Annotated in this window: 31 protein-coding genes and 1 pseudogene; 6 read left to right on the plus strand and 26 right to left on the minus strand. The window is 72.8% G+C overall.

What is annotated here, in order from left to right:
* Nucleotides 1–146: 146 nt before the first annotated feature.
* The 11 genes and pseudogenes from lgt to hisI form a co-directional block, all read right to left on the minus strand.
* Nucleotides 147–990 (minus strand): annotated as a pseudogene (gene lgt / locus ACIQ6R_RS09345) (prolipoprotein diacylglyceryl transferase); the annotation flags it as partial.
* 114 nt (nucleotides 991–1,104) lie between these two features.
* A complete protein-coding gene (locus ACIQ6R_RS09350) occupies nucleotides 1,105–1,878 on the minus strand; it encodes a DsbA family protein (protein WP_404174171.1) in 774 nt (257 codons plus the stop codon).
* Between the two features lie 86 nt (nucleotides 1,879–1,964).
* Nucleotides 1,965–2,780: a tryptophan synthase subunit alpha gene (gene trpA, locus ACIQ6R_RS09355; RefSeq protein ID WP_404174174.1), complete on the minus strand. Its 816-nt coding sequence runs from the start codon at nucleotides 2,778–2,780 to the stop codon at nucleotides 1,965–1,967.
* Entirely contained in the window at nucleotides 2,777–4,060 is a 1,284-nt protein-coding gene (gene trpB, locus ACIQ6R_RS09360; protein WP_404219958.1) for a tryptophan synthase subunit beta, read from the minus strand. The genes trpA and trpB overlap by 4 nt, the downstream gene beginning before the upstream one ends.
* Nucleotides 4,061–4,165: 105 nt before the next feature.
* Complete coding sequence (gene trpM, locus ACIQ6R_RS09365; RefSeq protein ID WP_104635843.1) at nucleotides 4,166–4,339, minus strand: tryptophan biosynthesis modulator TrpM; 174 nt, start codon at nucleotides 4,337–4,339, stop codon at nucleotides 4,166–4,168.
* A gap of 20 nt (nucleotides 4,340–4,359) precedes the next feature.
* Entirely contained in the window at nucleotides 4,360–5,169 is an 810-nt protein-coding gene (trpC, locus tag ACIQ6R_RS09370) for an indole-3-glycerol phosphate synthase TrpC (protein ID WP_121746507.1), read from the minus strand.
* A 117-nt stretch (nucleotides 5,170–5,286) separates the two neighbouring features.
* The gene (locus ACIQ6R_RS09375; RefSeq protein WP_404175175.1) at nucleotides 5,287–5,745 is read right to left on the minus strand and encodes a DUF2752 domain-containing protein; all 459 of its coding nucleotides are present in this window, start codon (nucleotides 5,743–5,745) and stop codon (nucleotides 5,287–5,289) included.
* A gap of 95 nt (nucleotides 5,746–5,840) precedes the next feature.
* On the minus strand, nucleotides 5,841–6,092 hold the full coding sequence (locus ACIQ6R_RS09380) for an HGxxPAAW family protein (RefSeq protein WP_404174181.1): 252 nt from the start codon (nucleotides 6,090–6,092) through the stop codon (nucleotides 5,841–5,843).
* A 205-nt stretch (nucleotides 6,093–6,297) separates the two neighbouring features.
* Nucleotides 6,298–6,939, minus strand: coding sequence for a TIGR02234 family membrane protein (locus tag ACIQ6R_RS09385; protein WP_404174184.1), 642 nt, complete (start codon nucleotides 6,937–6,939; stop codon nucleotides 6,298–6,300).
* A gap of 84 nt (nucleotides 6,940–7,023) precedes the next feature.
* Nucleotides 7,024–8,523 (minus strand): anthranilate synthase component I, encoded by a 1,500-nt coding sequence (locus ACIQ6R_RS09390; protein WP_404175177.1) that lies wholly within the window; start codon nucleotides 8,521–8,523, stop codon nucleotides 7,024–7,026.
* Between the two features lie 29 nt (nucleotides 8,524–8,552).
* Nucleotides 8,553–8,990, minus strand: a complete 438-nt coding sequence (hisI, locus tag ACIQ6R_RS09395; protein WP_404219960.1) for a phosphoribosyl-AMP cyclohydrolase — start codon at nucleotides 8,988–8,990, stop codon at nucleotides 8,553–8,555.
* 81 nt (nucleotides 8,991–9,071) lie between these two features.
* Here hisI and ACIQ6R_RS09400 point away from each other — a divergent pair, with 81 nt between their 5' ends.
* Entirely contained in the window at nucleotides 9,072–9,707 is a 636-nt protein-coding gene (locus ACIQ6R_RS09400) for a TIGR03085 family metal-binding protein (RefSeq protein ID WP_310873838.1), read from the plus strand.
* A gap of 17 nt (nucleotides 9,708–9,724) precedes the next feature.
* On the opposite strand, the gene ACIQ6R_RS09405 is transcribed toward ACIQ6R_RS09400, so the two are convergent.
* From ACIQ6R_RS09405 to hisD, 11 genes are all read right to left on the minus strand, one after another.
* Nucleotides 9,725–10,990 (minus strand): MFS transporter, encoded by a 1,266-nt coding sequence (locus ACIQ6R_RS09405; protein WP_404219962.1) that lies wholly within the window; start codon nucleotides 10,988–10,990, stop codon nucleotides 9,725–9,727.
* 4 nt (nucleotides 10,991–10,994) lie between these two features.
* On the minus strand, nucleotides 10,995–11,369 hold the full coding sequence (locus tag ACIQ6R_RS09410) for a hypothetical protein (RefSeq protein WP_404219964.1): 375 nt from the start codon (nucleotides 11,367–11,369) through the stop codon (nucleotides 10,995–10,997).
* The gene (locus ACIQ6R_RS09415) at nucleotides 11,366–11,584 is read right to left on the minus strand and encodes a hypothetical protein (protein ID WP_018545641.1); all 219 of its coding nucleotides are present in this window, start codon (nucleotides 11,582–11,584) and stop codon (nucleotides 11,366–11,368) included. The genes ACIQ6R_RS09410 and ACIQ6R_RS09415 overlap by 4 nt, the downstream gene beginning before the upstream one ends.
* Before the next feature lie 67 nt (nucleotides 11,585–11,651).
* A complete protein-coding gene (gene hisF, locus ACIQ6R_RS09420) occupies nucleotides 11,652–12,407 on the minus strand; it encodes an imidazole glycerol phosphate synthase subunit HisF (RefSeq protein ID WP_404174198.1) in 756 nt (251 codons plus the stop codon).
* On the minus strand, nucleotides 12,404–12,808 hold the full coding sequence (locus ACIQ6R_RS09425) for a RidA family protein (RefSeq protein ID WP_003976767.1): 405 nt from the start codon (nucleotides 12,806–12,808) through the stop codon (nucleotides 12,404–12,406). Before ACIQ6R_RS09425 ends, hisF begins: the two co-directional genes overlap by 4 nt.
* Nucleotides 12,805–13,530: a bifunctional 1-(5-phosphoribosyl)-5-((5-phosphoribosylamino)methylideneamino)imidazole-4-carboxamide isomerase/phosphoribosylanthranilate isomerase PriA gene (gene priA / locus ACIQ6R_RS09430; protein ID WP_404174201.1), complete on the minus strand. Its 726-nt coding sequence runs from the start codon at nucleotides 13,528–13,530 to the stop codon at nucleotides 12,805–12,807. Before priA ends, ACIQ6R_RS09425 begins: the two co-directional genes overlap by 4 nt.
* A gap of 2 nt (nucleotides 13,531–13,532) precedes the next feature.
* Complete coding sequence (hisH, locus tag ACIQ6R_RS09435) at nucleotides 13,533–14,186, minus strand: imidazole glycerol phosphate synthase subunit HisH (RefSeq protein ID WP_375905961.1); 654 nt, start codon at nucleotides 14,184–14,186, stop codon at nucleotides 13,533–13,535.
* Nucleotides 14,183–14,347, minus strand: coding sequence for a hypothetical protein (locus tag ACIQ6R_RS09440; RefSeq protein ID WP_375905958.1), 165 nt, complete (start codon nucleotides 14,345–14,347; stop codon nucleotides 14,183–14,185). Before ACIQ6R_RS09440 ends, hisH begins: the two co-directional genes overlap by 4 nt.
* Nucleotides 14,348–14,350: 3 nt before the next feature.
* On the minus strand, nucleotides 14,351–14,944 hold the full coding sequence (gene hisB / locus ACIQ6R_RS09445; RefSeq protein WP_404174205.1) for an imidazoleglycerol-phosphate dehydratase HisB: 594 nt from the start codon (nucleotides 14,942–14,944) through the stop codon (nucleotides 14,351–14,353).
* A complete protein-coding gene (locus ACIQ6R_RS09450; RefSeq protein WP_404174208.1) occupies nucleotides 14,941–16,071 on the minus strand; it encodes a histidinol-phosphate transaminase in 1,131 nt (376 codons plus the stop codon). The genes hisB and ACIQ6R_RS09450 overlap by 4 nt, the downstream gene beginning before the upstream one ends.
* A complete protein-coding gene (hisD, locus tag ACIQ6R_RS09455) occupies nucleotides 16,068–17,393 on the minus strand; it encodes a histidinol dehydrogenase (protein ID WP_404174211.1) in 1,326 nt (441 codons plus the stop codon). Before hisD ends, ACIQ6R_RS09450 begins: the two co-directional genes overlap by 4 nt.
* A 211-nt stretch (nucleotides 17,394–17,604) precedes the next feature.
* Between hisD and ACIQ6R_RS09460 the strand changes: the two genes are divergently transcribed.
* The 4 genes from ACIQ6R_RS09460 (at nucleotide 17,605) to ybaK (ending at nucleotide 21,718) form a co-directional block, all read left to right on the plus strand.
* Complete coding sequence (locus tag ACIQ6R_RS09460) at nucleotides 17,605–19,182, plus strand: oxidoreductase (RefSeq protein WP_404219966.1); 1,578 nt, start codon at nucleotides 17,605–17,607, stop codon at nucleotides 19,180–19,182.
* A gap of 250 nt (nucleotides 19,183–19,432) precedes the next feature.
* On the plus strand, nucleotides 19,433–20,452 hold the full coding sequence (locus ACIQ6R_RS09465; RefSeq protein WP_404175180.1) for a hypothetical protein: 1,020 nt from the start codon (nucleotides 19,433–19,435) through the stop codon (nucleotides 20,450–20,452).
* A gap of 11 nt (nucleotides 20,453–20,463) precedes the next feature.
* Entirely contained in the window at nucleotides 20,464–21,204 is a 741-nt protein-coding gene (locus ACIQ6R_RS09470) for an LON peptidase substrate-binding domain-containing protein (protein ID WP_404174217.1), read from the plus strand.
* Between the two features lie 13 nt (nucleotides 21,205–21,217).
* Nucleotides 21,218–21,718, plus strand: a complete 501-nt coding sequence (gene ybaK / locus ACIQ6R_RS09475; protein ID WP_404174220.1) for a Cys-tRNA(Pro) deacylase — start codon at nucleotides 21,218–21,220, stop codon at nucleotides 21,716–21,718.
* A gap of 118 nt (nucleotides 21,719–21,836) precedes the next feature.
* Here ybaK and ACIQ6R_RS09480 read toward each other — a convergent pair whose 3' ends face one another.
* The 4 genes from ACIQ6R_RS09480 to ACIQ6R_RS09495 all read right to left on the minus strand — a co-directional run bounded on the left by ACIQ6R_RS09480 (nucleotide 21,837) and on the right by ACIQ6R_RS09495 (nucleotide 25,869).
* Nucleotides 21,837–22,547 (minus strand): AAA family ATPase, encoded by a 711-nt coding sequence (locus ACIQ6R_RS09480; RefSeq protein ID WP_404174223.1) that lies wholly within the window; start codon nucleotides 22,545–22,547, stop codon nucleotides 21,837–21,839.
* A 34-nt stretch (nucleotides 22,548–22,581) separates the two neighbouring features.
* A complete protein-coding gene (locus ACIQ6R_RS09485) occupies nucleotides 22,582–23,406 on the minus strand; it encodes an ABC transporter permease (RefSeq protein ID WP_404174226.1) in 825 nt (274 codons plus the stop codon).
* A gap of 125 nt (nucleotides 23,407–23,531) precedes the next feature.
* Nucleotides 23,532–24,506, minus strand: a complete 975-nt coding sequence (locus ACIQ6R_RS09490; protein WP_404175183.1) for an ABC transporter ATP-binding protein — start codon at nucleotides 24,504–24,506, stop codon at nucleotides 23,532–23,534.
* 142 nt (nucleotides 24,507–24,648) lie between these two features.
* The gene (locus tag ACIQ6R_RS09495) at nucleotides 24,649–25,869 is read right to left on the minus strand and encodes an NYN domain-containing protein (RefSeq protein ID WP_404219968.1); all 1,221 of its coding nucleotides are present in this window, start codon (nucleotides 25,867–25,869) and stop codon (nucleotides 24,649–24,651) included.
* A 236-nt stretch (nucleotides 25,870–26,105) separates the two neighbouring features.
* On the opposite strand from ACIQ6R_RS09495, the gene ACIQ6R_RS09500 reads away from it, so the two are divergent.
* Entirely contained in the window at nucleotides 26,106–26,270 is a 165-nt protein-coding gene (locus tag ACIQ6R_RS09500) for a hypothetical protein (RefSeq protein ID WP_404174232.1), read from the plus strand.
* Nucleotides 26,271–26,277: the final 7 nt, after the last annotated feature.

The raw sequence follows: 26,277 nt of genomic DNA on the forward strand, positions 1-26,277 counted from the left end.
GTCGTCCTCCGCGGTGCCTTCGTCGCCGGCGTGCTTGTCGGCACCGGCGCCCTCGGGGTCTCCGGCGTCCTTGGTGTCCTTGGAGTCCTTGGTGTCCTTGGACACGTCGGAGTCCTTGGAGAGGGCGTCCGTGTCCCCCTTCGCGTCGTCCCCGGTGTCACCGTCGGGGGACTCCGCGCCCGGCTCGACCACGGCCTCCCGGCCCGGCCTCATCCGCGCCGACAGCACCATGTACACCACGGCGAGCAGGAACACGAAGAGCGCGGTCCAGTTGTTCAGCCGCAGACCGAGGATGTGGTGGGCGTCGTCGACGCGCATGTACTCGATCCAGAACCGGCCCGCGCAGTACGCGGCGACGTACAGCGCGAACGCCCGCCCGTGGCCCAGCCTGAAGCGACGGTCGGCCCAGATGACGAGCACGGCCACGCCGATGCACCACAGCGACTCGTACAGGAAGGTCGGGTGGTACGTGCCGGGCACCCGTCCGTCGGCCGACGAGGTGATCTCCACGGCCCAGGGCAGGTCGGTGGCCTTGCCGTACAGCTCCTGGTTGAACCAGTTGCCCCAGCGGCCGATGGCCTGCGCGAGGGCGATGCCGGGGGCGACGGCGTCGGCGTACGCGGGCATCGGGACACCTCGGCGGCGGGCGCCGATCCAGGCGCCCACGGCGCCGAACGCGATGGCGCCCCAGATGCCGAGGCCGCCCTCCCAGATCTTGAAGGCGTCGACCCAGTCACGGCCCTCGCTGAAGTACAGCTGGTAGTCCGTGATCACGTGGTAGAGCCGGCCGCCGATCAGGCCGAAGGGAACGGCCCAGACCGCGATGTCGGCCACCGTGCCGGGCCGCCCGCCCCGGGCGACCCAGCGCCTGTTGCCGAGCCAGACGGCAACGAAGACGCCGATGATGATGCAGAACGCGTAGCCGCGCAGCGGGATGGGGCCGAGGTGCAGCACCCCGCGCGACGGGCTGGGAATGAAGGCAAGTTCCATGGCAGGGTCGACGCTACCGTGTCGGGCGGTACCCGCGCCGGGCAGCCCGGCTACGGGTCCGTAACGGGCGGACGGAAGGAGCGCACCGCGGGCGCTCCGCCGCCCACCGCCACGCTACTTGTCGGCGTCCTGCACCAGCTGCTTCAGCTTCGCCGGTGTCATGGAGCGGTCCTGGTAGATGTTCTTGCCGTCCAGCAGCACGGTCGGCGTGCCGCTGAAGCCGCCGGCGCGGAAGGCCTCGTTGGACTTCTCCACCCAGCTGTTGTGCGTGCCGTTCCTGACGCACTCCTGGAAGGCGGTGGTGTCGAGGCCGTCGACCTTGCCCGCCAGGTCGATCAGCTTGCCCTCGTCGGCGTAGGCGTCGTCGGTCTCGGCGGGCTGGTTGGTGAACAGCACGTCGTGGTAGGCGGGGAACTTCCCGGCGTCCTGGGCGCAGGCCGCGGCGTTGGCCGACTCGCGGGAGCCGGTGCCGCCCATGTTTCCGTCGATGATCGTCGCCAGGTGGTACTCGACCTTGAGCTGCCCGGCTTCGGTGAGCTCGTGGATCGTGTCGCGGTACGCCAGCTCGAAGGCCTTGCAGGCCGGGCAGCGGAAGTCCTCCCAGATGACGAGCGTCGACTTGGCGCTCTCCTCGCCGACGGGGATCGCGAGGCTGTCCTTGCCCTGCGCGCCCGAGGGCGCCACGATCGGGCCCGCCGCCTCGCTGCCGTCGTCCTTGCCCGCGTTGGCGGCGACCACGCCGATCACCGCCGCGAGGCCCAGGACGCAGACCACGCTCGCGCCGACGATCAGCGCGCGCCGGCGCTTGTCCTTGGACTTCTGCTTCTCGCGCTCGGCCGCCAGCTTCTGACGGGCGGTGCGCTTTCCCTCTCGGTTCTTCTCGCTCACACCCCGCAGAACGAACCGGGGAGGCGCAGCGCGCCTCCCCGGTCCCAGGTCCACCCGTACGAGGGACCTCTGTCACGTGCTCGTCGTCACGCCTGTCCGCGCACGCCCTTCGCCAGGTCGGCGGCGAGCGTGCGGACGCCCTCCAGGCCGGCCGCTTCGTCGGGGGCGTCCAGCATGCGCTTGACGAACGCCGAGCCGACGATCACGCCGTCGGCGAAGCCGGCCACCTCGGCGGCCTGGGCGGCGTTGGAGACGCCGAGCCCGACGCAGACGGGGATGCCGGTGGTGGCGCGGGTGCGTCGCACCAGGTCCTCGGCCTGCGCGCCGACCGACTCGCGGGTGCCGGTGACGCCCATGAGGGAGGCGGCGTAGACGAAGCCGCTGCCGGCCGCGGTGATCTCGGCGAGCCGCGCGTCCTTGCTGCTGGGCGCGACCACGAAGACGGTGGCGAGACCGTGCTTGTCGGCGTGCTCCCTCCACAGCGCCGACTCCTGGACCGGCAGGTCGGGCAGGATGCACCCGGCGCCGCCCGCCTCGGCCAGCTCGGCGGTGAAGCGCTCGACGCCGTAGCGGTCGATGGGGTTCCAGTAGGTCATGACGAGGATCGGCTTGCCGGTGGCCGCGTGCGCCTCCCGGACGGTGCGCATGACGTCGGCGATACGGACGCCGCCGCGCAGGGCGATGTCGTCCGCGGTCTGGATGACCGGGCCGTCCAGGACCGGGTCGCTGTGCGGCAGGCCCACCTCGACGACGTCGGCGCCGCCGTCGAGCGCGGCCTTGATCGCCTCGATGCCGCCGTCCACGGTCGGGAACCCGGCCGGGAGGTAGGCGATGAGGGCGGAGCGGCCCTCGGCCTTCGCCGCGGCGAGGGTGTCGTTCAGCAGCTGTACGTTCCCGCTCACTTGGCGTCCCCCTCGATCTCGGCGGTGCCGGCCTCGTCGGCGGCGACCTCGGCGTCGGTGTCGTACAGCCCGAAGTAGCGGGCGGCGGTGTCCATGTCCTTGTCACCGCGGCCGGACAGGTTGACGACGATCAGCCCGTCCTTGCCCAGCTCCCTGCCGACCTCCAGGGCTCCGGCCAGCGCGTGGGCGCTCTCGATGGCCGGGATGATGCCCTCGGTGCGCGACAGCAGACGCAGCGCCCGCATGGCGGCGTCGTCGGTGACCGCGCGGTACTCACCGCGGCCGGAGTCCTTGAGGTAGCTGTGCTCGGGGCCGATGCCGGGGTAGTCGAGCCCCGCCGAGATCGAGTACGGCTCGGTGATCTGGCCCTCGTCGTCCTGGAGGACGTAGGACCGGGAACCGTGCAGGATGCCGGGCTCGCCCGCGGTCAGGGTCGCCGCGTGCTCGCCGCTCTCGATGCCGTGCCCGGCGGGCTCGCAGCCGATGAGGCGGACGTCCGCGTCGGGGATGAAGGCGTGGAAGAGGCCGATGGCGTTGGAGCCGCCGCCGACGCAGGCGATCGCCGCGTCGGGGAGGCGTCCGGCCTGTTCCAGGAGCTGGCGGCGGGCCTCGACGCCGATGACGCGGTGGAAGTCCCGCACCATCGCCGGGAAGGGGTGCGGGCCGGCGACGGTGCCGAACAGGTAGTGGGTGCGGTCGACGTTGGCGACCCAGTCGCGGAAGGCCTCGTTGATCGCGTCCTTCAGCGTGCGGCTGCCGGACTTCACGGCGATGACCTCGGCGCCGAGCATGCGCATGCGGGCCACGTTGAGGGCCTGGCGACGGGTGTCGATCTCGCCCATGTAGATGGTGCAGTCGAGACCGAAGAGGGCACAGGCCGTCGCCGTCGCCACTCCGTGCTGGCCGGCGCCGGTCTCCGCGATGACCCGGGTCTTGCCCATGCGCTTGGTCAGCAGGGCCTGGCCGAGCACGTTGTTGATCTTGTGGGAGCCGGTGTGGTTCAGGTCCTCGCGCTTGAGGAAGACGCGGGCACCTCGCGCTTCCGCGGCGAAACGGGGGACCTCGGTGAGCGAGGACGGGCGGCCCGTGTAGTGGACGAGCAGGTCGTCGAGCTCACGGGCGAACTCGGGGTCCGACTTGGCCTTGTCGTACTCGACGGCCACCTCGTCGACTGCCGCGACGAGGGCCTCGGGGATGAACTTGCCGCCGAACGCGCCGAAGTAGCCATCGGTGGTGGGGACTTGACCCTCCGGGTCGGGGATGAAGAAGTTGCTGGGCATGCGTGTACCTCACGGTGGTGTCTGGTGGTGACTAATCGCCGTGGGAGCGGGGATCGTCCGTCGGCTGCGGACCAGCTGTGGCCTGTCGCGCAGTTCCCCGCGCCGCTAGGTCGGCTGGTGCCATCGCATGCCGTTGACCTGCCCGGGTTCGTCGCCGATGACGTACCGCACCCGGCGGCCGTGGACCCGGCGCGCGGGGGCGCGGCAGCCGCGGGGGCGGCAGCCTCGCGCCAGGCGCGCGTAAGGGTCCCGGGGTACCGGGACGAGCGGGAGCGTCATGGGAGTCAGCCTACCGGGGGTCAGCCCCGGCCGTGCCGCAGTGCCGGGTGTTCGCCCGCCGCCACCAGGTCGGAGACCGCCGTCTTCGGGTCGCGGCCGGTGACCAGGGACTCGCCGACCAGGACGGCGTCGGCGCCCTCGTTGGCGTAGGCGATGAGGTCGTGCGGGCCGCGGACGCCGGACTCGGCGACCTTGACGATGTGCGCCGGGATCTCCGGGGCGACCCGCTCGAACGTGCCGCGGTCGACCTCCAGCGTCTTCAGGTTGCGGGCGTTGACGCCGATGATCTTGGCGCCGGCGTCCACCGCGCGCTCGACCTCGTCCTCGTCGTGCACCTCGACGAGCGGGGTGAGTCCGATGGACTCGGCGCGCTCGATCAGCGACTCCAGCGCCGGCTGTTCGAGGGCCGCGACGATCAGCAGCACGAGGTCGGCGCCGTGCGCCCGGGCCTCCCACAGCTGGTACGAGGTGACGATGAAGTCCTTGCGCAGCACCGGAATGTCCACGCGCGCGCGGACGGAGTCCAGGTCGGCCAGCGAGCCACCGAAGCGGCGCTCCTCGGTGAGGACGGAGATGACGGCGGCGCCGCCCGCCTCGTAGTCCGCGGCGAGCCCGGCGGGGTCGGCGATGGCGGCCAGCGCGCCCTTGGACGGGCTGGAGCGCTTGACCTCGCAGATGACCTTGACGCCGTCACCGCGCAGGGCGGACACGCCGTCCTTGGCGGGGCGAGCCTTGGCCGCGCGCTCCTTGAGCTCGTCGAGGCTGACGCGCGCCTGCCGCTCCGCGAGGTCGGCACGGACTCCGTCGATGATCTCGTCGAGCACACTCACGCGAGCGGCCCCCTTCCAGACGGCGAAATGTGTGGTCACTGTGATGGTATCCGGAGCAGGACGACGGGCCCGCATCCGGTTGACGCCGGTCCCACTACCTGGACATTCACCAAGTGATCAAGGGAGGAGCCAGCCACCGAAGGGCAGGTTCCGGACAACCGTGAAGACCAGCAGCAACGCCCCCAGCGTCCACAGGTGGACCGGCCCGAGGTCGACCCGCAGGGGCCGGCCGCGCGCCACGCGGATCACCCAGACGGTCCACAGCACGGCGAAACCCAGATAGCCGAGGACGGCCGGCGCGTTGGCCTGCAGCGCGGTCAGCACGTCCCCGTGGACGAACGCGTGGGCGCTGCGCAGGCCGCCGCAGCCGGGGCAGTAGACGCCCGTGAAGCGCAGCAGGGGGCAGACGGGGTAGTGACCGGGTTCGTTGGGGTCGACGCTCCCCACGTACGCGAAGGCGCCGACGACGGCCGCGAGCACGCCGGCCGGGACGGCCAGGCCCAGGAGGGCGGGCACGCCCCGCGTCACGGTCCTGTCCTGCGTCGGCTTCCCGGTCTCCGCGTCCACGCACCGCATTCTGCCCCCGGCGGGCCGTACGCGCACGTGAGGGGCGGCCCCGGCACCCTCGTGCCGATCCGCCCCTCGGGAGGTACCGCGACCGCCGTGCCTGGTCAGCCCTTGGCGCCGGCCGGCTCGCGCTCGCCGGCGACCTGGTGCACGGGGTGGTTCTGCTTCGGCTGGCCGAGGCCCATCATGCGCATGATGCCGCCCACGACACCGCCGAGAAGCACGACCACCATGCCGGCCCAGAAGCCCAGCGGCTGGGCCGCCACCATGAACACGCCCGCGATGCAGAAACCTATGAAGGTGATGATGACACCCGTCCAGGCGGCCGGGGTGTGACCGTGGCTGCTGCCCGACATTGCTTGCTCCTCGTTGCTGTGTGCCAAGTCTGAGCGGGACGCTCGTGCCCATTGTCCCGCACGGGCGCGCGCGGTGTGAGCGGGGGTACTCCCCACGCGCGCGTGACGCCCGCCGGGCCCCGGAGCGCGCGTGGCGCGTCAACGGGTGCCCGCGTGCCCGCGGGTGAACCGCCGGGTGCCCGCGTGCCCGCGGGTGAACCGCGGGTCAGGCGCCGGTCGGGTCCTCGCCGCGGTCGAGGGCCTTCCAGAGGTCCTCGGGGCGGTCCGGGTCGACGGTCTGCGGCTTGCGGCGCGGGCGCGGGGTGCCGTCGCGCTCGTAGCGGCCGGACATCGCGGGCCACAGGCGGCCGTAGCGCAGGGCGAGCAGCCCGGCCACCAGGAGCAGGGCGCCGCCCACGGCCGCGGCATACGGCCAGGCGGTGTGGGAGAGGGCCTCCACGGTGGCCGAGGTGTCGCCGGCGGCCTTCGCGGCCTGGTCGTCCAGGGCGGAGCTGTCGGAGGCGCCGACCAGGGCCGCGGCGACGGTGCCCGCGCCGCTCAGCGCGAGCAGGGCGGCGACGGCGAACCGGCCCGCGCGGCGGACGGCGAAGACGGCGACGAGCGCGGCGAGGCCCACTATGGCGAGCGCCGCGGGTACGCCCGTGACGTCGCTGCCCTTGGCGGTCAGGGGAAACGCGCCGCCGGCCACCGTCGCGGTGCCCTCCGCCCACTGCTGCCGGGTGGCGAGCAGGGCGATCGCCGCGCCGAGCGCGCCGCACAGCAGGGCGGCGGCGAGGCTCCGGCGGCCGGCCCGGGCGGGTCCTGCGGCTGGGGTACGGGGGTCAGGAACAGCTGTCACGTACTCCACTATCACCCGAACCCCGGGCGAACCGTCACCCGGGGTTCGGATTGGCGGGCGTGAGATCCGCCCCATCCGCGGAGCCGGATCGTCCTACTGCCCCAGCCGGTTGGCCGTGTGCACGGCGCGCAGCACCGCCGCCGCCTTGTTGCGGCACTCGGTGTCCTCGGCGACCGGGTCGGAGTCGGCGACGACGCCGGCGCCGGCCTGCACGTAGGCGGTGCCGTCGCGCAGCAGTGCCGTGCGGATGGCGATGGCGGTGTCGGAGTCGCCCGCGAAGTCGAGGTAGCCGACGCAGCCGCCGTACAGGCCGCGCCGGGACGGTTCGAGCTCGTCGATGATCTGCAGGGCGCGCGGCTTGGGCGCGCCGGAGAGGGTGCCGGCCGGGAAGCAGGCGGTGAGGACGTCGAAGGCGGTGCGGCCCGGGGCGACCCGTCCGGTGACCGTCGAGACGATGTGCATGACGTGCGAGTACCGCTCGACGGACATGAAGTCGACGACCTCGACCGAGCCGGGCTCGCAGACCCGCCCGAGGTCGTTGCGCCCGAGGTCGACGAGCATCAGGTGCTCGGCGCGCTCCTTGGGGTCGGCGAGCAGTTCGTCGGCGAGGGCCTGGTCCTCCTGCGGGGTGGCGCCGCGGTGCCGGGTGCCGGCGATGGGGTGGACCATGGCCCGCCCGTCCTCGACCTTGACCAGGGCCTCCGGCGACGATCCGACGACGTCGAAGCCGTCGAGCCGCAGCAGGTACATGTACGGGGACGGGTTGGTGGCCCGCAGCACCCGGTAGACGTCCAGCGCGCTCGCCGTGCAGGGCGTCTCGAAGCGCTGGGAGGGGACGACCTGGAAGGCCTCGCCCGCGCGGATGCGCTCCTTGATGTCCTCGACGGCTTCCTGGAAGTCGGGGCCGCCCCACAGGGCGGTGTACTCGGGCAGCTCGGACGGCGGCAGCGCGGCCGGGGGCTGGGCCACCGCGCGCGTGAGGTCGGCCTCCATGGCGTCCAGGCGGGCGATCGCGTCGGCGTAGGCCTCGTCGACGCCCGTTTCGAGGTCGTTGTGGTTGATCGCGTTGGCGATCAGCAGGACCGAGCCCTCCCAGTGGTCCATGACGGCGAGGTCGCTGGTGAGCAGCATGGTCAGCTCGGGGAGCTTCAGGTCGTCGCGCTCCCCCGGGCCGACCTTCTCCAGGCGGCGCACGATGTCGTAGCCGAGGTAGCCGACCATGCCGCCGGTGAAGGGCGGCAGGCCCAGGTCGTGGGCGAGGTCGCGCGGCGTGTGCAGGGCCTCGACGGTGGCGCGCAGGGCGGCGAGCGGGTCGCCGTCGGTGGGGACGCCGACGGGCGGGGTGCCCTGCCAGTGGGCCTCGCCGTCCCGCTCGGTGAGGGTGGCGGCGCTGCGGACGCCGACGAAGGAGTAGCGAGACCATTGATACGCCGTGCGGCCGTTCTCGGCGGACTCCAGCAGGAAGGTGCCGGGGCGTTCGGCGGCGAGCTTGCGGTACAGCGCGACCGGGGTGTCGCCGTCGGCGAGGAGTTTGCGGCTGACCGGGATCACGCGGCGGTCGGCGGCCAGCTTCCGGAAGGTCTCGAGGTCCATGTCGTCCGTGTCGTCCATGTCGGCAGACCCTACTGATCCGCGCCGGGCGCGCCGGAACCCGTGCCGCCTGCGGTGTCCGCGCCTTCCGCGCCGTCCACGCCGTCGGCGAGGAGCACGTCGGCGTCGAAGCAGGTGCGGTCGCCGGTGTGGCAGGCGGCGCCGACCTGGTCGACCTTGACCAGGACGGTGTCGGCGTCGCAGTCCAGGGCGACGGACTTCACCCACTGGAAGTGCCCGGAGGTGTCGCCCTTGACCCAGTACTCCTGACGGCTGCGCGACCAGTAGGTGCAGCGTCCCGTCGTCAGGGTGCGGTGCAGTGCCTCGTCGTCCATCCAGCCGAGCATCAGCACCTCACCGGTGTCGTACTGCTGGGCGATGGCGGGCAGGAGGCCGTCGGCGCCGCGCTTGAGACGCGCGGCGATCTCCGGGGCGAGCGGGCTGGGACGCCGGGGGGAGCTGCTGGTCATGCGCCCATTGTGCCGCGCGGGACGGACACGCCCCGGCCCTGTCCATTGGGCGGACCCGGCCGGCCGCCGTAGGCTGACTTCATGTCGACTTTCGCCAAGCGTGAACGACTTCTGCTCGCGGACCTGTTGGAGACGGCGGGCCCGGACGCCCCGACCCTGTGCGACGGCTGGCGGACCCGTGATCTCGCCGCGCACGTGGTGGTGCGCGAGCGCCGGCCGGACGCCGCCGGGGGCACCCTGATCAAGCAGCTGTCGTCCCGGCTCGACCGGGTGATGGAGGAGTACGGCGCGAAGCCGTACGAGGAACTGCTCCAGCTGATCCGCACCGGCCCGCCGCGGTTCTCGCCGTTCCAGCTCAAGCAGGTCGACGAGGCGGCGAACACGGTGGAGTTCTACGTCCACACCGAGGACGTGCGCCGTGCCCAGCCGGACTGGTCGCCGCGCGAGCTGGACCCGGTCTTCCAGGACGCCCTGTGGTCCCGCCTGGAGCGCGCCGCCCGCCTGATGGGCCGCGGCATCCCGACGGGCCTGGTGCTGCGCCGCCCGAACGGCCAGACGACGGTCGCCCACCGGGGTACGCCGGTGGTGACCGCGACCGGCGAGCCGTCCGAGCTGCTGCTGTTCGCCTACGGCCGGCAGAGCGCCGCGAAGGTGGAGCTGGAGGGCGAGAAGGACGCGATCGCGAGGCTGCACGAGACCAAGCAGCTGGGCATCTGAGCCGAGCGCCGGGGCGGCTACCCCGGCAGTTCGGCCCGCCGTACGCCCGGCGCGCACAGGGCGACGACCCCGCCGAGTGCGCAGACCGCACCGCTGACGGCGAAGACCGGGCCGGTGCCCCAGACGCCGATGGCGGCGGCGGACAGCGGCATGCTCAGCGGCGCGACGCCGAGGCTGACGATCCCGCCGACCGCGGTGACGCGCCCCAGGTAGGCGGGTTCGGACTGGGTCTGCAGCAGGGCCCCGCACATGGCGCCGCTGAGCCCCGTGAGCAGCCCGACGACCACGGCGGTGCCGACGGCCACGGGGAGTCCCGGGGCCTGCGCCAGGGCGCCGATCGCGGCCGCGCCGGGGATGATCGCGCCGGCGGCGACACACCCGGCCCGCGGCAGGCGCCCCCGCACGGTCAGCAGCAGGGCGGCGACTCCGGCCCCCGTGCCGAAGCCCGCGAGCACCCAGCCCATCCCGGACGCGCCCCAGCCGCGTTCGTCCGCGAGCAGGGCCAGGCCGACGTTGAGGGGGCCGACGAAGCCGAGGTCGCCGAGGGCGATGGCCACCATCAGCGGGCCGAGGACGCGGTGCCGGCGGATGTAGCGGAGCCCGGCCACCAGGTCCCGCCAGGCGGTGGCGTCCGGCGCGGGGGCCGTGGCGTCGTCGGCCGGCAGCTCGCGCGTCCGTACGGAGATCAGCAGCGGCAGCGACACGGCGATCAGCAGCCCGGACAGGGTGAAGGCGGCGGCCGAACCGCCGACCGCCACACCGAGCCCGCCGAGCGGCGCGCCCACGACGGCGGCGAACCGGACGGCGAGGCCGCGCATGCCCTGGACGCGGGCGAGCTGGTCCTTGGCGGTGATACGGGCGGGGAGCGCCCCCACGGCGGGCATGAACACGGCGTCGACGATGCCGAAGACGACCGCGAGCAGGGCCAGCAGCCACAGCCCGGGGTCGGCCGCGAAGAGCACCGCGGCGACCGCCAGGACCGTGGCGCACCGTACGGCGTCACTGCCGATGACGACCTTGCGCGGCCCGAACCGGTCGGCGACCACCCCGCCACCCAGCATCAGCAGCGCGCGCGGCACCGCGCTGACGGCGGTGACGAGGCCGGCCTCGGCGGGGCTGCCGTTCCGCACGGCGGCCCAGGACAGCGCGAGGAAGAAGACGGTGTCCCCGACCATGGAGGCGGTGTAGGCGGCGACCCAGCGCAGGACGTTGGGGTCGCGGTGGGCGGGGCGGCCGGGGGCGATGCCGGTCTGGTGGTCGGCTATGTCGGTGAGGTCGGACACCGGGTCAAGCAGCCCAGTCGCGGAGCAGGCGGGCGGTCGCAGGGAGGTCGGCCTCGTCGCTTCGGATGTCGGACACGAGTGTGGCCACCTCTCCGTACGGCAGCTCGAACGGCATTCCGGACTGTTCCATGTACTCCCAGGCGCAGGCCACACCGATGGAGGCGTTGTAGTCGGTGAAGGGCCTGAGCCGAAGCGCGGTATGGAGGAAGGTGGCAGCCCGCGAGGGCACCTCCTCGTAGTAGGCCTCACCGGCGACGCGCTCGTACCTGTGCCGGTCGACCATGCAGTGCAGCGCGCCCCAGTCCCGGATCGGCGTGTTCTGCGGAGACACGTTGACCTGGATGTTGAGAACCCAGCCCGTGTCCACGTAGAGCGTCATCGAAGCCCCTTCGGAAAGCGCTCCTCGAAGTCGGCCATGATCTCGCGGGCCTTCTTGGAAGCCCCCTCGACGAACCGCTGCTTCTGCCGCCTCCGCACCACGTCCTCGGTCAGGATGTCGTGTGCCAGCCGCTTGATCGCGACGCCCTGCTCCTTGGCCTCGGCGCGCAGCTCGGCCAGCTCTTCCTCAGTGAACTCGATCGTGATTCCAGGCATATGAGCACCCTAGCGGGACGGATACCTCAACCACTACCGCGTTCACTACCGAGTGCGACACCCCGAACTAGCGAACGGGATGCCCCGCCCCCCGCAGCGTCTCCTTCACCTCGCCGATCCGCAGGTCGCCGAAGTGGAAGACGGACGCCGCCAGCACCGCGTCCGCGCCCGCCTCGACGGCCGGGGGGAAGTCGGTGAGGCGGCCCGCGCCGCCGGAGGCGATGACCGGGACGGTCACGTGCCCCCGGACCGCCGCGATCATCTCCAGGTCGTAGCCGTCCTTCGTGCCGTCCGCGTCCATCGAGTTCAGCAGGATCTCCCCCGCGCCCAGCTCGGCCGCGCGGTGCGCCCACTCCACCGCGTCGATGCCGGTGCCGCGCCGGCCGCCGTGGGTGGTCACCTCGAAGGTGCCCGCCTCGGTGCGACGGGCGTCGACCGACAGGACCAGGACCTGGCGGCCGAAGCGCTCGGCGATCTCGCGGATCAGGTCGGGGCGGGCGATGGCGGCCGTGTTCACGCCCACCTTGTCCGCGCCGGCCCGCAGCAGCTTGTCGACGTCGTCCGCGGTGCGCACGCCGCCGCCGACGGTCAGCGGGATGAACACCTGCTCGGCGGTGCGGCGCACCACGTCGTACGTCGTCTCGCGGTTGCCCGACGAGGCGGTGATGTCCAGGAACGTCAGCTCGTCGGCGCCCTCGGCGTCGTACACCTTGGCCATCTCGACGGGGTCGCCGGCGTCGCGCAGGTTCTGGAAGTTGACGCCCTTGACGACCCGGCCGTTGTCCACGTCCAGGCAGGGGATGACTCGGACCGCCAGGGTCATGAATCCACGGCTCCTCTATACGCTTCCACTTCGACTGACACCAGCACCCGCGAGTCGATGAAGCCCTGCACGACCAGCAGGGTCGTGACCGGGCGTACGGAGTCGAACAGCTCCTTGTGGGCGCGGCCCACCGCATCGACGTCGCGGGAATGTGCCAGGCACACACGGGTCCGGATCACGGACTCGATACCGAGCCCGAACTCCGCGATGGCCTCGACGGCGGTGCCGAAGGCCACCTTCGTCTGTTCGTACGGGTCGCCCTCGCCGTAGAGCATGTCGCCCTTGAAGGCGGTGGTGCCCGCCACGATGACACGGTCACCCGCCGCCACGGCCCGTGCGAAACCGAAGGACTCTTCCCAGGGACTTCCGCTCTGCACGCGCCGTACGGCTTCGGATGTCATGGCGACACAGCCTCCAAGGCTTCTTCCAGGGTGAACGCCTTCGCGTACAGGGCCTTCCCGACGATGGCCCCCTCGACACCGGCCGGGACGAGACCGGCGATCGCGCGGAGGTCGTCCAGGGAGGACACGCCGCCCGATGCCACCACCGGGCGGTCGGTCGCCGCGCAGACGTTCTTCAGGAGCTCCAGGTTGGGGCCCTGGAGGGTGCCGTCCTTGGCGATGTCGGTGACGACGTACCGGGTGCAGCCCTCCTTGTTCAGGCGGTCCAGCGTCTCGTAGAGGTCGCCGCCGTCGCGGGTCCAGCCGCGGCCCCGGAGCGTGGTGCCCCGCACGTCCAGGCCCACCGCGATCTTGTCGCCGTGCTCGGCGATGACCTTGGCGACCCACTCGGGGGTCTCCAGGGCGGCCGTGCCGAGGTTCACGCGCGTGCAGCCGGTGGCGAGCGCGGCGGCGAGGGTGTCGTCGTCGCGGATGCCGCCGGAGAGCTCCACCTTGATGTCCATCGCCTTGGCGACCTCGGCGATCAGCTCGCGGTTGTCCCCGGTGCCGAACGCGGCGTCCAGGTCGACGAGGTGCAGCCACTCGGCGCCGGAGCGCTGCCAGGCGAGGGCGGCCTCCAGCGGCGAGCCGTAGGAGGTCTCGGTGCCGGACTCGCCGTGCACGAGGCGGACGGCCTGGCCGTCGCGGACGTCGACGGCGGGGAGGAGTTCGAGCTTGCTCATCTCTACAGGGTCTCGATCCAGTTGGTGAGGAGCTGGGCTCCGGCGTCGCCGGACTTCTCGGGGTGGAACTGCGTGGCCCACAGGGCGCCGTTCTCCACGGCCGCCACGAAGGGCTTGCCGTGCGTGGACCAGGTGACCTTGGGCGCGGCGATCAGCGGGTTGTGCGACTCCTGCGTCCAGTCGTGGACGGCGTAGGAGTGCACGAAGTAGAACCGGGCGTCCGCGTCCAGGCCGGCGAAGAGCTGGGAGTCGGCCGGTGCCTCGACCGTGTTCCAGCCCATGTGCGGCACGATGTCGGCCTGGAGCGGTCCGACGGTGCCGGGCCACTCGTCCAGGCCCTCGGCCTCCACGTCGTGCTCGATGCCGCGCGCGAACAGGATCTGCATGCCGACGCAGATGCCCATCACCGGGCGCCCGCCGGACAGCCGGCGGTCGACGACCCAGTCGCCGCGCGCGGCCTTCAGGCCGTCCATGCAGGCGGCGAAGGCGCCGACACCCGGCACCAGCAGCCCGTCGGCGTTCATGGCCTTGTCGTAGTCACCGGTGATCTCGACGTCGGCGCCCGCGCGCGCGAGGGCACGCTCGGCGGAACGGACGTTGCCGAAGCCGTAGTCGAAGACGACGACCCGCTTGGCGGCGGAGTTCACTGAGGTCAACTCCACACCTCCAGCCTCAGGACGCCCGCGAAGAGGCACATCGCGGCGCCGATGGAGAGCAGCACGATCAGCCCCTTGGGCATCTGCTGCTTCGCGAAGGAGTAGATGCCGCCGAGGAAGAAGAGGCCGACGACGATCAGTGCGGTGGACGTACCGTTCATGGGTTACAGCGCACCCTTCGTGGAAGGCAGGATGCCGACCGCGCGCGGGTCGCGTTCCGAGGCGTAGCGCAGGGCCCGGGCCAGCGCCTTGAACTGGCATTCCACGATGTGGTGCGCGTTGCGCCCGTAGGGCACGTGCACGTGCAGCGCGACCTGCGCCTGGGCGACGAAGGACTCCAGGATGTGCCGGGTCATCGTCGTGTCGTACTCGCCGATCATCGGCGCCATCTTCTCGGGCTCGGTGTGCACGAGGTAGGGGCGGCCGGACAGGTCGACGGTGACCTGGGCGAGGGACTCGTCCAGCGGGACCGTGCAGTTGCCGAAGCGGTAGATGCCCACCTTGTCGCCGAGGGCCTGCTTGAAGGCGGCGCCCAGTGCGAGGGCGGTGTCCTCGATGGTGTGGTGGGAGTCGATGTGCAGGTCGCCGTCGGTCTTCACGGTCAGGTCGAACAGACCGTGCCGGCCGAGCTGGTCGAGCATGTGGTCGTAGAAGCCGACGCCGGTGGCGATGTCGGTCTTGCCGGTGCCGTCGAGGTCGATCTCGACGAGGACCGAGGTCTCCTTGGTGGTGCGCTCCACGCGCCCGACGCGGCTCATCCGCTCTGCTCCTGTTCCTTCTTCAGTTCGCGTACCGCATCGAGGAACGCGTCGTTCTCCGCCGGAGTGCCGGCGGTCACCCGCAGCCATCCCGGCACGCCGTTGTCCCGGACCAGGACGCCCCGGTCGAGGATCTTCCGCCAGACCTCATGGGAGTCCGCGAACCGCCCGAACTGGACGAAGTTCGCGTCGGACTCGGTCACCTCGTAGCCGATGGCGCGCAGTTCGGCGACGAGTCGGTCCCGCTCGGTCTTCAGCTGCTCCACGTACTTGAGCAGCGTGCCGGTGTGCTCCAGGGCGGCCAGCGCGGTCGCCTGGGTGACGGCCGACAGGTGGTAGGGCAGCCGTACGAGCTGCACGGCGTCGACGACGGCCGGGTGCGCGGCGAGATAGCCGAGGCGCAGGCCCGCCGCGCCGAACGCCTTCGACATCGTGCGGGAGACGACGAGGTACGGCCGCCCCTCCAGCAGCGACAGCAGGGAGGCGCCGTGGCTGAACTCGATGTAGGCCTCGTCCACGACGACCATCGAGGCCAGCCCCTGATCGGCACGCGCGCGTTGCGCCGCCTCGTAGAGCGCGAGGACGGTCTCGGCCGGGACCGCGTTGCCGGTGGGGTTGTTGGGGGTCGTGATGAAGACGACGTCCGGGCGGTGCTCGGCCACGGCCCGCTCGGCCGCGGGCACGTCGATGGTGAAGTCGTCGTGGCGCGGGCCGGAGATCCAGCCCGTGCCGGTGCCGCGCGCGATGAGGCCGTGCATCGAGTACGACGGCTCGAAGCCGATCGCGGTACGGCCCGGTCCGCCGAAGGCCTGCAGCAGCTGCTGGATGACCTCGTTGGAGCCGTTGGCCGCCCAGACGTTGCGCACGTCTACGGCGTACCCGGAGGTCTCCGTCAGGTACTCGGCGAGCTTGGTACGCAGCTCGACCGCGTCCCGGTCCGGGTAGCGGTTGAGGTCGCGGGCGGCCTCGCGGACCCGCTCGGTGATCCGCTCGACCAGCGCCTCGGGCAGCGGGTAGGGGTTCTCGTTGGTGTTCAGCCGTACGGGCACGTCCAGCTGGGGCGCGCCGTAGGGGGACTTGCCGCGCAGCTCGTCCCGTACGGGGAGGTCGTCGATTCCGAACGTCACTTGCTTCCCGGGACCTTCCACTCGAACCTCGCCTTGATCGCCGCGCCGTGCGCGGGCAGGTCCTCCGCCTCCGCCAGCGTCACCACGTGGTGCGCGACCTCCGCGAGCGCGTCCCGCGTGTAGTCGACGATGTGGATGCCGCGCAGGAAGGACTGCACCGACAGGCCCGAGGAGTGGCAGGCGCAGCCACCGGTGGGCAGGACGTGGTTGGACCCGGCCGCGTAGTCGCCGAGCGAGACGGGTGCCCAGGGGCCGACGAAGATCGCGCCGGCGTTCTTCACCCGGTCGGCCAGCGCCGCCGCGTCGGCGGTCTGGATCTCCAGGTGCTCGGCGCCGTAGGCGTCGACCACGCGCAGGCCCTCGTCCAGGCCGTCGACCAGGACGATCGCGGACTGGCGGCCGGCGAGGGCCGGGCGGATGCGGTCCTCGACGTGCTTGGTGGCCTCGACCTGCGGCTGGAGTTCCTTCTCCACCGCGTCCGCGAGCTCCGCGGAGTCGGTGACCAGGACGGCGGCCGCCAGCGGGTCGTGCTCGGCCTGGCTGATCAGGTCGGAGGCGACGTGCACCGGGTCGGCCGTGGCGTCGGCGAGGACCGCGATCTCGGTCGGGCCGGCCTCGGCGTCGATGCCGATCCTTCCGGTGAAGTAGCGCTTGGCGGCGGCGACCCAGATGTTGCCGGGGCCGGTGACCATGTTGGCGGGCGGGCAGGACTCGGTCCCGTACGCGAACATCGCGACGGCGGTGGCGCCGCCGGCCGCGTACACCTCGTCGACGCCGAGCAGGGCGCAGGCGGCGAGGATCGTCGGGTGCGGCAGACCGTGGAACTCCGCCTGCGCCGGGGAGGCGAGCGCGATCGACTCGACGCCGGCCTCCTGCGCCGGCACCACGTTCATGACCACGGACGACGGGTAGACCGAGCGCCCGCCGGGCGCGTACAGGCCGACCCGCTCGACCGGCACCCACTTCTCGGTGACCGAGCCGCCGGGCACCACCTGGGTGGTGTGGGTCGTACGGCGCTGCTCGCGGTGGACGAGACGGGCGCGGCGGATGGACTCCTCCAGGGCCGCACGCACGGCCGGGTCGAGCTCCTCCAGCGCGCGCGTGAGCGCCGCGGCCGGCACCCGGACCCGGTCGAGCCGGACACCGTCGAACCGCTCGGCGAAGTCGATCAGCGCCGCGTCGCCACGATGATGCACGTCCTCGCAGATCGGACGCACCTTCTCCAGGGCGGCCGAGACGTCGAAGTCGGCTCGGGGCAGCAGGTCGCGCAGGGCGGGTCCCTCGGGGAGGTCGTCGCCGCGCAGATCGATTCGGGAGATCACGGAACCAATTCTCTCAGACCCGCGTCGGACACCGTCCGCGCGTATCAATGGCTGATACAGAACGCGACGGGCCGTCGCGGCCACGGCGGGGCGGAGGCGGGGCCCCGACAGATCGTGCTCACTTTGAGTGTTCGGCGCGTCACCCAGTGGGCATGAACAGTTGTACGAAGAGTGAGCGACCGGCGAGTAGTTGGGGAGGGAGTGAAGCGCCGTGACCGAGGGGGCCGGCCACCGTGACGGAGAGCTGCCGGACGACCTGACCGCCACCGAAGCCGGCATGTGGCAGGCCTTCCGCAACGGCAGCGTGTACGACCTGAGCAGCGGGGACGCACGCGTCGACGACCCGCACGGCGCGCAGCCGTGGGGACCGGAGCGGACGGTGCGGGCCCGCATCGTGTGCTGGCTGCTTCTCGACGGCCCGCCCGCGCTCGCCGGCCGGGTGTCCTCGCTGCAGCTCGTGAGCGTGCGGATCAGCGACACGATGGATCTCGCGGGCGGCACGGTGGTGCCCTACGTCGAGTTGCGGGGCTGCCGCTTCGAGCGGGAGGTTCTGCTGCCGGAGACCCGCTTCACGACCGTACGGCTGGTGGACTGCTATGTGCCCCGGCTGGAGGCGGCCCGGCTGCAGACCGAGGGCGACCTGCATCTGCCGCGTTCCCGCTTCCCGGGCGGGATCCGCCTCACGGACGCGCAGATAGGCACCGACCTGCTGCTCAACCAGGCGATCGTGCACCGGGACCGCAGCGGGCGTTCCATCGCCGCGGACGGCCTGACCGTCGGGCAGGACCTCCAGGCCGAGATGCTGGAGTCGTACGGCGAGGTGAGTCTGCGCAGCGCCCAGGTCGGCGTCTCGCTGAGCCTGCGCGGCGCCCGGCTCCTCAACCCGTACACGCGGCACGCGCTGAACGCCCCCCAGCTGACCGTGGAGCGCACCCTCTACATGACCCCGGCGGGCCTGGGCAGCCCGCTGCTGCGGGGCACCACCCCGGCGCAGGGGACGCGGATCCAGCGGTTCGAGTGCGAGGGCGGGGTGCGGCTGGACGACGGGCGGTTCGGCGACGCCGTCGACCTGGAGCACGCCCGGTTCACGTTCACCGACGACCAGGAGCTGTCGCTGCGTCGCGTGCAGACGCCCGAGCTGCGGTTCCTGGGCGAGCGACCGGCACGCGGCCGGGTCGTGCTGTCGGGGGCGCGGGTGGTCAACCTGATGGACCGGGCGGACAGCTGGCCGGGGCCGGGCCGACTGCACATGGGCGGCTTCGCCTACGAGAACCTGGTGCCGCGGGGCCCGTTCCCGCTGGCGAAGCGGCTGCGGTGGGTGGGCGCCGCGACCGCCGAGTACAACCCGGAGCCGTACGAGCGCCTCGCCGCCGTGCTGCGGGCCGGCGGTGAGGACGAGGACGCCCGCGAGGTGCTGCTCGCCAAGCACCGCCGTCGCCGCGAGAGCCTGCCGATCGCCGCGAAGCTGGTGGGATACGCCCAGGACTGGACGGTCGCCTACGGCTACCGGCCGGGCCGTGCGGCGGTGTGGATGGCGGTGCTGTGGGCGGCCGGTTCGTTCGCCTTCGCCCGCGCCGACCCGCCACCCCTGAAGAGCGGCGAGCATCCGGACTGGAACCCCGCCCTCTTCGCCCTGGACCTGCTCCTGCCGGTCATCGACCTCGGCCAGGCCGGCTCCTGGCAGCTCCACGACGCCTGGCAGTGGCTGGCGACGGCCCTGATCCTGCTGGGCTGGATCCTGGCGACCACGGTCGCCGCGGGAGCCACCCGACTGCTCCGCCGGAACTGACCGCCCGGGAGCAGCCCACCCGGGACGGCAGGGCTCCCCGCCGTGGAGAAGAGGGCCCCGCCCGCAACAGCAGAGCCCTCAACGGTGCGAACGCCCACCGGCACCCGGCATCCCCCCGCACCCGCACCCGCACCCGCACCCGCACCCGCACCCAGCGAACCCGGCACGGGCGGCGCGGGTGGGCACACGAACGGCCGAAGGCCAAGCCGAGGCGCACAACCATCGCGAACCGTCGGTCGTCGTACTGGCCATGCTGCGCGCGTTCCTCCGGACGGCGGCCCGGGCCCGCTCCCGGGCGTCACGGCCCGCCCAAGACGACGACGTGCTCCTCGACGCGCCCGACGACCGCCTCGCCCCCGCCCTGGTCGCGGCGGCCCAGGGCGAGTACGCGCCCGCGGCCGGGCTCCTCGCCGGCACCCGGGAGGGCGCCGACTGGGAGCACCGCGACCGCTACGCGACCCGGCTGGCCGCCTTCGCCCGCTCACGCACCGAATGGCTCGAGAACTGGCGCGCCACCGCCCCGGACGACCCCGACGCCCTGCTGGTCGCGGCCCGCCTGGCGGTGGACCGGCACTGGGACTCACCGGCCCGCGCCGAACTGCTGCGCCAGATCGCCCCCGCGGTCACCGCCGCCGCCGAGGCCGCCGGACGCGACCCGGTGCCGTGGCGGACCGCACTGGACGCCGCCCGGGGCGCACACGCCGGACACGCCGAGTTCGAGCGGTTGTGGGCGCAGGCGGTCCGCCGCTCCCCGCACCACTACGGCTGCCACGTCGCCGCCCTGGAGTACCTGGCCGCCGCCTCGCCCGCCGCCCACCGCGAGTGCCTGGACTTCGCCGAGACGGCGGCGCAGGACGCGCCCGAGGACGCGCTCGTACGGTCGCTGCCGGTACGAGCGGCCTTCACCTGTCTGACCACGAACGACGACGCGGCCGGCGTCCCCCGGGCCCGCCTGGACGCGGCGGCCGACCGCGCCATCGCCCTCTCGGCCGCCCACCCGGCGGCCGACCCGTGGCCGGCGGAGCTGCGGAACCTCCTGACGTACGTACTGGTACGCCTGGAGCGCCACCAGGACGCGGCGGAGCAACTGCGTCTGACCGGCCCGTACGTCACGTCCTTCCCCTGGGCCAGGGACGCGGACGACCCGCTCGGCCGCTTCCTCCAGGTGCGCGCGGACGTCCGCGCGGCGGTGGCCTCCGGGTCCGGGACGACAGGTTCAGGTCATCCACGAAGTGGGCACGGCGGTCGCGTCCGCCCCGGCGACCATTAGGCTTCTGCGTCGTGACCACCGTCCGGCTTCCCCTCTTCCCCCTGAACTCGGTTCTGTTCCCGGGGCTGGTGCTCCCGCTCAACATCTTCGAGGAGCGTTATCGCGCCATGATGCGCGAGTTGCTGAAGACCCCCGAGGACGAACCGCGCCGGTTCGCCGTCGTGGCGATCCGCGACGGATACGAGGTCGCCCAGAGCGAGCCCGGCCTGCCCGACCCGACGACGACGCTGGAGCGCGGGCCGACGGCCGGGTTCGGGACCGACCCGGTCAAGGCGTTCCACAAGGTGGGCTGCATCGCGGACGCGGCGACGATCCGCGAACGCGCCGACGGCACCTTCGAGGTGCTGGCGACCGGCACGAACCGGGTGCGGCTGCTGTCGGTGGATGCCTCGGGCCCCTTCCTGACGGCCGAGCTGGAGCCGCTGTCCGAGGAGCCCGGCGACGAGGCGGGGGCGCTGGCCGAGGGGGTGCTGCGCTCTTTCCGGCAGTACCAGAAGCGGCTGGCGGGGGCACGCGAGCGGTCGCTGGCGGCCGGCGCCGAGCTGCCGGACGAGCCGGGCGTGGTCTCCTACCTGGTCGCCGCCGCGATGATGCTGGACACGCCGACCAAGCAGCGTCTGCTCCAGGCCCCGGACACGGCGTCCCGCCTCCGGGACGAGCTGAAACTCCTTCGCTCCGAGACGGCCATCATCCGTACGCTGCCGTCGTTGCCGGCGTCGGACCTGACGCGCGGTCCGACGAGTCTCAACTGAGGTACTGACCCGGATGGCGAAGAAGTCGAAGAAGCAGCAGTCCGGCGGCACCCCCGCCACGGTGGCGCTCGCGGCGGCCGGGGTGACGTACGCGGTCCACGCGTACGACCACGACCCCGCCCACCCGTCCTACGGCGAGGAGGCGGCCGAGGCCACGGGCGTCCCGCCGGAGCGGGTCTTCAAGACACTGGTGGCGGACGTCGACGGCGCGCTGACGGTCGCCGTGGTGCCGGTGGCGGGCCAGCTGGACCTGAAGGCGCTGGCGGCCGCGGTCGGCGGCAAGCGCGCGGCGATGGCCGATCCGGCCCTGGCCGAGCGCACCACGGGCTACGTGCGGGGCGGGATCTCTCCCCTGGGCCAGCGCAAGAGGCTCCCGACGGTCCTGGACGCGTCCGCCTCGGGCCACACCACGATCTGCGTCTCGGCGGGCCGCCGCGGCCTGGAGGTCGAACTCGCCCCCGAGGACCTGGCCAAGCTCACGGACGCGGTCCTCGCCCCGATCGGCCGCGCCTAGCCCCGCGACGGGCGCCCGGTTCTCGGCTGATCAGACGGGGCATGTCGAAGAGAACCCGCGAACGCGGGTGGCGCGTCAAGAAGCGCGAAGCCAGCCACGGCCGCCGCCCCGCGTAGGGCTACGCCGACTTCTCGTCCCCGTACGGCCCCGCCGGGTACCGCTGGGGCGCGGGCCAGGGATCCGGCTCCGGGTCCCTGGGCCCGAACAGTCCCGTCAGTCCCAGGTGAACCACCAGCGCCGCCACCGACCACACCAGCAGGGCCCCCTTGGCCCCCAGCTTCAGCGGCGCGGAGAACGTCACTCCCTTGCCGACGTCCTTCGCGTGGGCGATCACGTCCTGCGCGGGCCCCAGCCACACGCCGACCCGCCACGCCAGCAGCGACCCGAGCAGCCCGCCGACGCCGAGCGCCACCACCAGCGGCACGCCCCCGCGCCGCCGCAGCAGGAAGACGACCACCGCACTGAGCGCCCCGAACACCAGCGCGAGCAGCGTGAACGTGCCGTCGACGCCGACCGCGTGCTCGCTCTCGGACTCCTTGAGGTAGACGACCCACTCGTCGCCGACCAGATCCCCGACCAGCGGCACGGTCGGCGCCAGCTTCCACCACAGCACGCCCAGCAGCACCCCGGAGACCGCCATCGCCACCACGGCCACGGCGGCCTGACGCACTTCGGTCAACATCCCGGGACCGTCCTGTTCGCCGTGGTGGTCGTACGTGGCGCCGGACGCGGCGCCCACCGCGTGCGCGCCGACGGGCGGAGGCACCGGCCCACCCTGGTACGACGAGCGTTCGTTCGGGGGCGGTGGCGGAGTCAGAGGTGCGGTCACCCCGCCATCGTGCCAAACCCGCCTGTGCGGCGCGTCACCGGACGGCGGCCCGGCGGTACGCCCAGGTGGCGACGGCCAGCGAGATCACGCCGACCAGGGCGCACACCGCTAGGTCGCCGAGGACGAAGGCCCAGTCGGGACGGTCTCCGAAGGTGCGCGCGAGGGCCTCTACTCCGTACGTGGAGGGCAGCAGGTCCCGCGCCAGGCGCACCGCCTCCGGCATCCGCTCGGCGGGCAGCACGCCCAGCAGCAGCGCCGCCGACATGCCCAGCTGGCCGAGCAGGGTGGCGAACTCGGGCCGCGGCGCGAGCAGACCCAGCGCCGCGCCCAGTCCGGCGAGCGCGGCACCGGCCAGCGGGATCACGGCGACCAGCACCCACAGATGTGTCATCGGCAGCCCGAACAGCAGGCACCCGAACACCGCGGTCACCACGGTCCCCGGCACGGTGAAGGACGCGTACGCGCCCGCCGCGCCCAGCACCACCGCGGCCGGCGGCACCGGCAGCGTCGCGTAGTGGTCGAGGCCGCCGCTCGCGCGCAGCTGGCCGAAGTACTGGGCGAGGAGGTTCAGCGCGACGAAGGCCACGACGAGCACCGCCGACCCCGCGACCACGGCCTGCGCCTCACCGCCGCCGTCCACCACTCCGCGCATCAGGATCATGATGCCGACCGACTGGAAGGTGGCCACGAACAGCAGCGGGATACGCGCGACCCGCGCCCGTGACAGCTGCGCCCGGTACACGGCCACCAGGGAGGGCCACAGCCGGGCCTTGGGGCCGAGCTCGGCCGCGCCGACGGCGCCCTGCTCCTCGACGGCCAGGGCACCGCCCGGCAGGACATCGGCGGGTACGACACTCACGTCGCGCTACTCCCCTTCGTCCGGGTCGTTCGAATAGGTCAGGGTCGTTCGAAGTGGTCGCCCTGATGGGTACGGATCGGGTACGGGTACGGATGCGGCGGCCGGTGTGCTCACCGTTCGGGTGCTCAAGCCCTCACCAGCCCCTGTCGCGCGGCGCCGCCCAGCGCCAGGTAGACGTCCTCCAGGCTGGGTGTGGCGAGGGTGAAGTCGTCCAGGGCCGCGAAGGCGGCGCCGCCGGTGACGGTGGCGACGACCGCACGGGCCTCCTCGGGGGCGAGCCGCAGCGTCCAGCGGCGCCCCGACTCGGTGGCCCGGTCGCGCAGGGCGGCGACCTCCGGCACGTGCAGCGGTGCCGTCTCGCGCCACACCAGGTCGACCCGGACCTCTCCGGCGACCTTCTCCTTGAGTCCGGAGGGCGTGTCACAGGCGATCACCCGTCCCCGGTCGAGGACGGCGACCCGGTCCATCACGGTCTCCGCCTCGATGACGTTGTGGGTGACCAGCAGCACGGTCGTGCCGTGCTCGGCGCGCCGCCGGTCGACGGCCGCCCACACCGCACGCCGGGCCACCGGGTCCATGCCGGTGGTCGGCTCGTCCAGGACGAGCAGCGGGCGCTCCCCCACCAGCGCGGCGGCGAAGCAGGCGAGACGGCGCTGCCCGCCGGAGAGCTTCTTGATCGGGCGCGCGGCGAGCGGGGTCAGGCCCAGCTCGTCGAGGACGGCGTCCCGCTCGGCGCGCGCCTGCCGCACCTCCAGGCCGCGCAGCCGTCCGGTGGTCTCGGCGGCGAGGGACACGGTCAGCTCGTCCAGGGCGCTGGACTCCTGGCCGAGGTAGGCGAGGATCCGCGCGGCCCGCTCCGGGTGGCGCACGATGTCGTGGCCGAGGATCTCCACGCCACCGCGGTCGGGCCGCATCAGCCCGGTGAGCTGGCGTACGAGGGTGGACTTGCCGGCGCCGTTCGGCCCGAGCAGTCCGAAGATCTCACCGCGGCGGATCTCCAGGGTCACGTCGTCGGTGGCCCGCACCTCGGGAGTGGCGGGAACGCCGCGCCTGCCGCGTGCCGCCGGATAGGTCTTGGTCAGTCCGCTCATCACGCACACGGCATCGCCACCGGGTCGAAGTGCCTGTGCCGCGCGCGTACTCACAAGGGACGAGACTACGGGGTCCGCCCCCGCGCCCCGCCCTCGGGTCCGCCCATAAGTGTCGATTCAGCCGGGAAAGCCAGGGGGCGGCCGGAGGGTCTCACTCCGCCGCCGGGGTGCGCTCGGTCGCCGTCCGCACATCGATCTCCCGCCAGAACCCGGCCCGGATGGCGTACCGGTCGTGCTCGTCGATCTGGTCGTCCTTGTGCGCCAGCAACCCGAAGCGGGCCGCGTAGCGCAGCAGCTCACCGTCGACGCGGTGCGGGATGCGCGGGTACATCCCGGAGAGCTTCTGCAGGTGGCCGTGGTCGCCGAGGCGCTCCAGCCAGCGGCGGGCGAAGACCTGCCCGACCTCGTAGGGGTCGCCGCCGACCGTGGTGATGTCCTCCTCGCGGTCGGCCCAGCGCTGCTCGGCCGTGGTGAGCTGGGCCAGCGTCGGCAGCGAGACGGCCTCGGGCGGCTCGGCGCCGGACCGGTCGACCCAGCCCTTGTCGGAGGACCAGCGCAGGGTCGCGGTCGAGGGCTGCGGGGCGGGGTGGGCGGCTCCGGGAGCGCGCAGGGCGGCGAGGTCCTTGGGGGTGGGGACGCCCTTGGCGGGCGGTACGCGCTCCTCGGTGCCGTTACGGGCGGCGGCGCCGGCCGCGGTGGGGTGCTCGGGCTCCTGGGCGGGCCGTTCGGTGGCCGCGGAGAGGGCGGACTCGGGCAGCGGCGCGGAGAGGATCGCGGCGATCTCGGGGCGGGGCACGGGCGGCGGCGCGCAGATCCCGCCGAGTTCCTTGGCGCGTACGGCCTTGATGATCCACACACGGTCCAGCACGCGGCGCTCGTCGGCCTCCGCGACCAGGTCCTCGGACTGGTTGTAGTCGCCGTCGGCGGCCTGCACGGCCCACAGGTGGACGGCGACGCCGTGTTCCTTGGCGGCCATCATGCCCGGCAGCAGGTCGCCGTCGCCGGTCACCAGGACGACGTCGGAGCAGGCGCGGTTGCGGGCCAGCTCGGTCAGCTCGGCGTGCATGGCGGCGTCCACGCCCTTCTGCGCCCAGCGGCCGTCACTGCGCGTGAGGGCGCCGAGCCGGACGGTGACCCGGGGCATGACGCGCAGGCGGCGGTGCTCGGGCTGCGGGACGCGGTCGGGGGCGCCGTCGAACCAGTAGATGCGCAGCAGGGGCTGCTGCGTGTCGGACTCGGCGCGATCGCGAAGCCCCTGGATGAGGGCGGCGTGATCGACGGTGATACGCGAGCGCGAGGGCTCTCCGGCGAGGAGACTGGCGGCGGCCCCCAGCAGATACCCGGCGTCCACCAGGACGATGCAGCGGTCCACGCGATCCACCCTCTTTCCGGGAGGTTTGCTTCGGGCTTCCTTCGAGTCTGCCCGACCACGCGGAGGTTAACGGCCGGAACTCGATCTTCGGCGTGGCGTTTCGGCACAAGCCGTCCGCCACCGCACCCCGACGAGCCGCGTCACGGACGGTAATTGCCCGATATGCGTTCTTTGTTGGCCTATGTGAATCTGGTTCCGGCCCTGGCCCCTAGATCCCCCTCAGGAGGTAGATCACCATGGCCAAGAACAAGAACAACCGTGATCGTAAGCAGCCCCAGGCCGAGCGCGCCCAGCAGACGGCCGAGGCGGCCGTGATGGACCGCGAGGAGCAGCACGCCCCGCAGCTGACGCCCGGCGACGTCACCTCCCGCAAGCGGCAGAAGCGCTTCGGCCACAACTGACATCCGC

The sequence above is a fragment of the Streptomyces sp. NPDC096048 genome, assembly GCF_044763415.1.
GTDB lineage: Bacteria > Actinomycetota > Actinomycetes > Streptomycetales > Streptomycetaceae > Streptomyces.

What these genes read in the sequence shown, in the direction of transcription:
- trpM (WP_104635843.1), bottom strand. Translation starts at nt 4,339, where the DNA reads ATGACGCTCCCGCTCGTCCCGGTACCCCGGGACCCTTACGCGCGCCTG.
- hisI (WP_404219960.1), bottom strand. Translation starts at nt 8,990, where the DNA reads ATGACCAGCAGCTCCCCCCGGCGTCCCAGCCCGCTCGCCCCGGAGATC.
- ybaK (WP_404174220.1), top strand. Translation starts at nt 21,218, where the DNA reads ATGGCGAAGAAGTCGAAGAAGCAGCAGTCCGGCGGCACCCCCGCCACG.
- trpB (WP_404219958.1), bottom strand. Translation starts at nt 4,060, where the DNA reads ATGCCCAGCAACTTCTTCATCCCCGACCCGGAGGGTCAAGTCCCCACC.
- ACIQ6R_RS09425 (WP_003976767.1), bottom strand. Translation starts at nt 12,808, where the DNA reads ATGACATCCGAAGCCGTACGGCGCGTGCAGAGCGGAAGTCCCTGGGAA.
- ACIQ6R_RS09410 (WP_404219964.1), bottom strand. Translation starts at nt 11,369, where the DNA reads ATGACGCTCTACGTGGACACGGGCTGGGTTCTCAACATCCAGGTCAAC.
- hisF (WP_404174198.1), bottom strand. Translation starts at nt 12,407, where the DNA reads ATGACCCTGGCGGTCCGAGTCATCCCCTGCCTGGACGTGGACAACGGC.
- hisB (WP_404174205.1), bottom strand. Translation starts at nt 14,944, where the DNA reads ATGAGCCGCGTCGGGCGCGTGGAGCGCACCACCAAGGAGACCTCGGTC.
- ACIQ6R_RS09440 (WP_375905958.1), bottom strand. Translation starts at nt 14,347, where the DNA reads ATGAACGGTACGTCCACCGCACTGATCGTCGTCGGCCTCTTCTTCCTC.
- ACIQ6R_RS09380 (WP_404174181.1), bottom strand. Translation starts at nt 6,092, where the DNA reads ATGTCGGGCAGCAGCCACGGTCACACCCCGGCCGCCTGGACGGGTGTC.
- ACIQ6R_RS09415 (WP_018545641.1), bottom strand. Translation starts at nt 11,584, where the DNA reads ATGCCTGGAATCACGATCGAGTTCACTGAGGAAGAGCTGGCCGAGCTG.
- ACIQ6R_RS09500 (WP_404174232.1), top strand. Translation starts at nt 26,106, where the DNA reads ATGGCCAAGAACAAGAACAACCGTGATCGTAAGCAGCCCCAGGCCGAG.
- ACIQ6R_RS09400 (WP_310873838.1), top strand. Translation starts at nt 9,072, where the DNA reads ATGTCGACTTTCGCCAAGCGTGAACGACTTCTGCTCGCGGACCTGTTG.
- ACIQ6R_RS09390 (WP_404175177.1), bottom strand. Translation starts at nt 8,523, where the DNA reads ATGGACCTCGAGACCTTCCGGAAGCTGGCCGCCGACCGCCGCGTGATC.
- ACIQ6R_RS09465 (WP_404175180.1), top strand. Translation starts at nt 19,433, where the DNA reads ATGCTGCGCGCGTTCCTCCGGACGGCGGCCCGGGCCCGCTCCCGGGCG.
- ACIQ6R_RS09375 (WP_404175175.1), bottom strand. Translation starts at nt 5,745, where the DNA reads ATGCGGTGCGTGGACGCGGAGACCGGGAAGCCGACGCAGGACAGGACC.
- priA (WP_404174201.1), bottom strand. Translation starts at nt 13,530, where the DNA reads ATGAGCAAGCTCGAACTCCTCCCCGCCGTCGACGTCCGCGACGGCCAG.